Here is a 7,572-nt window from a genome sequence, read left to right on the forward strand (position 1 = left end):
CGTTGGGAGACGCCCTGATCCAGGAAAATGAGTATCTGTCTAATCTTATTCATGCTGAGCAGTTTGTTCGCCATATCTATAGGGGTAAGCTTGATGCTTGCCAAACCTATATAATTGGCCGGTTAAACTATGCCCAAATGAGTGATATGGTTAAATATAGTGGTGCACTATGTGTCGGAATGGCAGAGAAAAATAATCCTGAAATGAACCAAAAATGGTGCACTTTGCCTCGGAATATTTAATTAGCTCAAACAAAAACTGGTGTACTTTGGCTCGGAATGACTGGTGTACTATGCCTCGGAATGGGTGGTGTAGTATGGGTCGGAATATCCAAGTTTTTCCTTTAAAGTCCGCAAGGGACACTTGCTTACCACTGGCATCTGTTACCATGAAGTTTGGAGCTTTTTCACTAATCATTATTTTCTTCGCTTCCTCTTCAGCCTTCTTGTCTAACTGGGCATCAAATCCCGCCATATAGACGCTCACATCCTTCCCTGGGTTTAATGAGGCATAGCTCTTTTTCAATTCCTCTTTGACCAATTCATCGGCCTGGCCAGCTGCAGCTAGTTTTTCCAGTTCTGTAAATGATTCGCTATAATTACCATTTTTTTTTTTCTGCCGGGCTTTACATGAGGGACTAGTATACAATGGTCGTTATTTAGCAAGCAGCTTTTGGTTCGCATGCAGGATTTATCTAAACGGAATGCTTGGACGATGAGCTTATATACAAACATTTTTAGCTATGCAGTTCTTTATTGGGCATGTGCTGTACAGACAGTTGTTCGTTTCTGTTTTTGTTTTCCAGAATACGGCTGTCTTCATGGACCGGGAGGATAAAATTTAGATTTTAGACAGCCGGCATTTCTGCTGTTTTGTTAGCAGGATACTGCTTTTGATAAGCCCGGTTATCCCTGATGCAGGCGAAAACCCTCAGGATGAGTTTGAACCGGATGGCGTTAATGATGAGCATGCCGTGTTTGCCTTCCGAGGTTTTTCGCTCGAAATACTCCCTGAATTCGGTGGGGGATTTAAGTGCGCCCATGGCACAGATGTGCAGCAGTGATTTCATTTTCCGGTCGCCCATTTTCGATATCCTGCTCTTTCTGATCACGCTGTTTCCCGATTGGTAGGGGAAGGGCGCGACCCCGCAGAAGCAGGCAAATTTCCTGGGATCATTTATGTCCAGGAATTCATTGGTTTTGATCAGGATCTGAAGGGCGGTTTGAGGACCAATGGCGGGGACGGACATCATGAGCTCCATTTTGGATTTGAGCTGTGGGTCGGATTGCCAGATCTCCCTGATCGAGCGGTCGAGCTCAAGCAGGTTTGCTTTAAGGGAGGCTACGCTGCTGTCGCAGTGAAGTTTTAGCTCGCTATAGGTTTTGCTGTCGCTGAATTTTTTGAATTCTTTCAGTGGCACAGATAACCTGTTTTTGATGCTGCAGAGTTTTTCCCTCAATGAGGACAGGGCTGCCATTTGGCTGATGATATCCCGTTTGGGTTGCCAGGTTTTGAACTCTTCCCTGCATTTGTATAGGTACCTGGCGATTCTGTCCGCATCTATAGGGTCGGTCTTTCCCCTGAGGTTGCCCAGGGAGGACCTGATGGTGGTGGCGTTTTCATAAACGATGGTGGCTTTGGCCTGGTTTAACGCTTTGAGTAAAAGGTTGCCGTACATGCCGGTATGTTCCAGTCCAAAGATGCAGTCTTTTATTTTGATCCCATGGCCTAGGGGGAGTTCCTGGGTAGAGGCAGTAATGCTTTCGGTGGTGTTGCTCATTTTTCCCTGGACCATCCTGGTTTTGCCTTTAAGTATGGCATAGTCCAGCTGATCTTTGGAGATGTCTATGCCGATATAGAATTTTGCTGTATTTTTCATTGGATTTTGTCGGTTTACTATGGCTATTCCATTGTATCGGTATTTTTTTATCAGTGAAATGGGGATGGATGGTGATGTGATAAGGAGTTTGGGGGATTGTTAGTGTAGTCAAGACGGTATCAGATGGCCAGTAACGGTAGGGTTATGAATTAGGGAATAGGTCTTTAGCCTGCTTTGTCTTCTTATAGCGGTCCTACCGTCACCTGAAGTTTTAATAATGGCCTGGCTTGAATTATATGTTAGGTCTTTCCTGCGTGTCCATCTAAGTCTGATCAGGTTCTTATTAATCATCAGGTGTAAACTGGTTATCTGATAGGTTGTATCTGAATGTTGTTGATCTGGGGCTTTATCCGGCCCGATTGTGTACAGGTAAGTTTATGGTAAGTTTCGGCTGATGGTTTTGATATGGGTATACTAATTTAAGCTAAAAGGTTGATGGATGGTATAGGTGGATGGGTTTGGACGGAAAATGGGAAAGGTTTTATACGAAATGTAAAGGATGTGGGGAGGTGGGAGGTTGTAAGGGTGGGTTTAGAGAGATGTTTTTAGGGGTTGGGGGTGTGTTTTAATATCTTGTGGGCATAGTTTTTAGCAGGGGTAGAAGTTTTGTTTTTTTTGGATTTTGGGGACGGTGTTGTAGTTTTGGGTCTTTTGGGTTGGACGATTTTTTTTGGAAAGGTGAAGTGGTGCTGATCGGGGACTGTAGTCCTGCTCATGTTTATTGTCAATGTCAGTGTATGAATTGATTGAAAGCAATGGAACGAAAGGGTGTCGAACTTGGTGTGGTAATGGATTGTGATTTAGGATTTTGAATTCTAGTCGTTTAAGTTATATGACAAAAACTCACCTTTAGTTAATTTTGATTTCTGTTATTAAAAGACCCTTTGGTTTAGTCCTTATGAGTTAGGGTTAATCGGCGGAAAATCGACCCTATATGAGCACTGCGAAGCAATAGTAAATTTTGAAAAAGTGTTGAAGAATAAAGTTGAAGGACAGTATAGGAAGAAGAAATTGTAAGTGTTTTATGGATTGGTCAAATGACAAATAGTAGGACTTCACGCTAATATATTCCGGTATTGGTTGTCATTCTGGAAAAACCGATCTAACTGACTCCGTTTCGCCAAATCTATAATCGCAAGATAATCAATGATTTAATTTCAATGCAATTCCGGTGGTATGGGCTCAATGGGTTGCGGTTTATCCAGTCATAATACTAATCTCTGTTACGTTGTTTAATTTATCGTAACTGTCAGATTAAGTTTTGACTAATTCAGATTAACACTTATTGATTATATAGCTTCGTTATATATAGATAGCAATAAAGCTCAAAGTATTTATTTTTTAACACACAATCATCAACATTTTACTGATTGAAGGTTTTAATTTAATACTTTTTAAAATTTAACCATAAAATTGTTTGGTAGACATGTAATAGTGTTGCTTTTTAATCTGGCTGGGGAAAACAAGACTAGTTCGAATGGCAGAGTTGTTATCAACTCTGCCATAAAACTGGATCCAGTAAAAAGGAAGAAATGAATTGGGTTTTTGCATGATTTAGTTTATAAACAGCCAAAAAAAGCCTCGACCCTAGCGATATACTGTTCAGCTTCATTTTTATCTATGATATCATTGATGCAAATGCTGTCTGTGTAGGTGTGTCCGGCGCAGTTTCTCAGATTCACGATCTGCCGGCAAGTATTAAACAATGCTTCGGCTGAGTCATAATCTGAAAAGATGCTTCTCAGGTAATTTGAAAATTGAAGCAATAGCACGACACTATGGTAATTAAAGGTCGTATCTTTTGTTGGGGAAAGGTAATGAAGCAATTCGAAAATCTGGGTCAGTCCTCCAAAGCTCGATTTATCGTCTGTGTTGCTGATGTAATTCCTGAGAGGAAAGATGTTTATTTTCTCACCCGCCGCTAGCTGGTAATTGCTGTCGTTATCAATAAGGGTTATGCCAAGATCTGTAAATAACTGTCTGATAGCATTCGTATATTGGGAAACGTTACACCAATCAGAGACTTGCGTTGCAGTGAGTGGATTCTTGAAATCATAAATCCATTTAATCATCTCGAATTCCACTGCGCGGCCATATTGCAGGACTACGGGTGCGAAATCAGCTCCAGGTACAAGATTATTCAATAGGAATTTTCCGGTTGATAGATATCGGAGTGTTTTCGAATGGTTAATCTTGCTGATATCTATTACCTGCTCAACCTCGGCTTGGTAAGCTGACAAATCTGTTTTTGCCGTGTATTGATCAATGATCGCCTCCTGTGCTGTAATCTGATCTTGCAGTAAGGATTCACTTTCTGCCTTTGCGCTTTGCGTTGCAGCGAGTTCTTCTTCCAGCTCACGTTTCCCGGAGTTTGCTGTAGACAGATCGAGGTTGAGCTGACCAATCTTGGCATCATAATCCTTGATCGTTTCAACCGATTTTTTTAGTTCTTCTTTGTTTGCGTCGTAGTCTGCAATGAAACTATTCCGCTGGATATTGAGCAAGCTCATTTTCAGTTCGGTCTGTTCATCGAAAAATCCCTTTCCAAAATAGGTTTGATAATCAATGCTCCCATCTTTATCAATCTGAACATGACTGATATACCGATCTTTCAGGCCTGCTGCAACATCGTCTGGATGGTTGAAATAATACATTTTTACATCTTCAGGTGATACTATCTTACGTCCGATATATTCCTGGAACTTATAAATCAGGTATTCACTATGGGTTTCCAGAAGAAATTGAATGTTAAACCTGGAAGCCGCATCGATGAGCAATTCTGCCATTTTTGATTGTAGTGATGGGTGCAAATTAGCTTCAGGTTCTTCTATAAGCAGTGTAGAGGCGTTAAAATAAATGGTTCTTTTTTCTGGGTAACCTTCATGATTATTGAAATCATACTCGTGCCTCATTTGATGATTATAAGCCACTATCGCTATTTTCATAATTATTGGTAGTAGCTGTGATACACCGTATCCCAGGTCGACTAGTGGTGTTTTTGTTCCGTCGAAATTCACCAGAAAGATCCTGGTCAAACCTATCTCCTCATCCCTGAAGACTGAAAGTTCTTTGCCTATATTAAAGCCTTTAAGTTTCTTTGTGCCTTTTTCGTCAATTTCTCCTTTACCAATCCAGAAGTTTATAAAATTTTGGATCGACGTATCACGGTCTGGGTATATAGATGAGAATTCCCTTGCAAGCTGAATGTCTTCACTGTTCTGCTCGTCAATAAACCAGGCCCTGCCTCTGCCCCTTGCGGTGGGTAAAAAATAGACCTTGTTTAAACTGTCAATTTTCTTTTTGACCGCAACAAAGAAATCATTTTCTATTGCGCCCATTAAGGTGGTAAATAGCTGGCTATTCGGTGAAGTAGTAAAAATACCTGAAACTTTGCTGAACTCTTTTTCTACATCACTCTCTTCCGCTATACCAGTTTTTTCAATTTCCTGATCAGCAAGCGCGATATTAATTTCCATCCCGCTCAAAATATTTGAAAAGCTGTGTTGGAAGCATTCGAGAACTTTACTTTGATTATTGTCCTTCCCGAGAAAAAGGTCCTCAAAGACACTTTTTTCTGTTATCTCTAGAGCTGACTTTACTGTCGCTGTGAGCGCCGAATAATTGGAGAATAAACTTTTTCCAGGAATGAACTTGGCTTTAAAATCATCATAACCATCGTTTTCACGCCTGAAAAAAGGTAAGTCAAAAAATGCATGTTTGTATTTTTCAATTCTATTAAACAGATCAAGGGTAAAATATTCTTCCGTTTTTTCATTGGGTTCGAATCTGTCTTTTTTTTCCAAAGCCGTATCCATAACCATTTTGATTATTTTCTTTAAGTCGAGACTGGTTTTCATTTCCCATTCGCTCCATCCTTCATAATCCACCCGGTATTCGATGATATTTGTCCAATGCAAATACTCGCCATCTTTTAAAATCGCAACATGCTTGATGCTATGGGAAACCGATACCTCCCCAGGAGCAGCATTTTTCGGAATAGATCTGTCGAGGTTATATCTAATCTCTAGCGTTGCATCTATTTCACGGCTATTACCCAGTTTTATGGGAAATGAAAATACCAGATCTTCATCTTCATTAAACACGGGGAGTGTACCCTGGTATGTTTTATTCTGTTTTTCAAAATCCCTTAGCCTCGTATACATATGCTGACTAGAAGGCTTGTTCGATTTTTTAGCAGCTGCCATCATGCCACGGTTATACACGCGCTCCAGGTCTCCAAGCTGATGTTGCATCGTCTTAAAATCCAGGGTCTTTGCATTGATCCCGTCTTTAAAGTTATGAACCAGAAATTCTATGGCTTTGAATACTGAGCTTTTTCCTGCATTATTTGTTCCCGTGATTATCGTAATGGGGGCGAACTTAAGTTCTTCAATCTTAGTAAAGGTCCTGAAATTTTGCAGTCCTATCCCTTCAAAGTTTGGCATTGCTGTCGGTTGATTTAGCGGTTATTTATTTTAGATGCGGGTAAAATAAGTAGAAAAAGCGGATTTCCATAGTAGAGAAATACACTTGTAGCAATAAAGCAAATTTGAATTGGGGGTAATATTTAGGAATCGCTTCTGTATCACTGACTTATACTTAGTTTATTCAAGAAAGAGCCTGCAGCTCCCCATCAAGGCCAAACCCATTTTTTGAATTTGACTGTTAATCAGAGGGTTGCTGGTTTGAGTTCGGTGGAAGCACCTATATATCAGTCATTTAGGTATAATTCTTCTGTGTTGCTTATTTCGGCGAAAGTGGTCGCCTAATCCGCGTTTATGCTGATAAGCCTTTTCGCTCTAACGTGGCAAACTATTCCGCACCAAGCTGGTCGTTTTGATCTATCGATCAACACTCTTTTTTACTGCTTTTTTAGTCGGAATTTGGCTAATTACTGAAGACCATTAATTGCTTTGTCTAAAATTCGGAGTTGATCTTTAAGTAAGATCTGGAAAACAACCCGCATATCACGCTATGTAAGGCACTTTTCGTGGTGTTTTGAGACAGAATTTAGGGATAAGCGTTTAAGTTGCTGTGAAGATTTTTTAAGCTAAGTTAATTAACTAGGAGAAGATCAATTGAATGAAAATAGATGAGGGAAAGGAACAAAATTGAAAAATCCCGGTAATCATTTTAGCGACCAGTTTGGTGCGGAATTGCTACGCTACTATTCCCCAAATACGCACTTTGGAAAGCGCAGCAGTGATCATCATTTTTCTCGAAATTCTCATTGCTCCAGATATATTATGACCAGGCGGGCGTCTTTTCCCAATCATCTGGAAAACCCATGAAGGAAACATTGATTTTTGGGTATTCTGCGAGTAACCCCTGGAATTTTTTAGGCAAGCTGTGTTCTGGATTAATTACATCCAATAGCCTGATCATAATGCTTAGCGTACCATAGTAACTAATGTTAAAGTTATCTGCTATTGTCCCGCTAAATTTGAATTCTTTACGTTCGGGAACTTTAAAACGATCTGCTGTTGTACGACGGTTCCAAAGCCGACCGTGATGAGCGCATATATTACGAATATTGGTTAGATAAACAAGCCAAGTTGATAAATACAGGTGGGGTATGCCAAAACCAGATGCGACTTCCTGTCTCGTCCTGAAATAGCTTGTCATTAAAAATTGAAAAATGGCAACAAAAAACAAAGACAAAACAAAAATTTCGACCAGGAAACCTTGGGGTC

The 7,572-nt window shown here is 40.3% G+C and carries 4 protein-coding genes; all 4 read right to left on the reverse strand.

The genetic code is table 11. The annotated features are described in order from the left end of the window. Positions 1 to 150: 150 nt before the first annotated feature. Positions 151 to 648 (reverse strand): hypothetical protein, encoded by a 498-nt coding sequence (locus tag BMX11_RS23850; RefSeq protein WP_090890066.1) that lies wholly within the window; start codon positions 646 to 648, stop codon positions 151 to 153. Positions 649 to 847: 199 nt separating this feature from the next. Then, positions 848 to 1,879, reverse strand: a complete 1,032-nt coding sequence (locus BMX11_RS23855; RefSeq protein ID WP_090890070.1) for an IS110 family RNA-guided transposase — start codon at positions 1,877 to 1,879, stop codon at positions 848 to 850. Positions 1,880 to 3,438: 1,559 nt separating this feature from the next. Further along, complete coding sequence (locus BMX11_RS23860) at positions 3,439 to 6,324, reverse strand: DUF3696 domain-containing protein (RefSeq protein WP_090890072.1); 2,886 nt, start codon at positions 6,322 to 6,324, stop codon at positions 3,439 to 3,441. Between the two features lie 799 nt (positions 6,325 to 7,123). Next, on the reverse strand, positions 7,124 to 7,572 hold a 449-nt coding region (locus BMX11_RS23865), incomplete at its 5' end, for an Abi family protein (RefSeq protein WP_217643910.1).

This window comes from Pedobacter rhizosphaerae (assembly GCF_900111155.1).
Classification (GTDB): domain Bacteria; phylum Bacteroidota; class Bacteroidia; order Sphingobacteriales; family Sphingobacteriaceae; genus Pedobacter; species Pedobacter rhizosphaerae.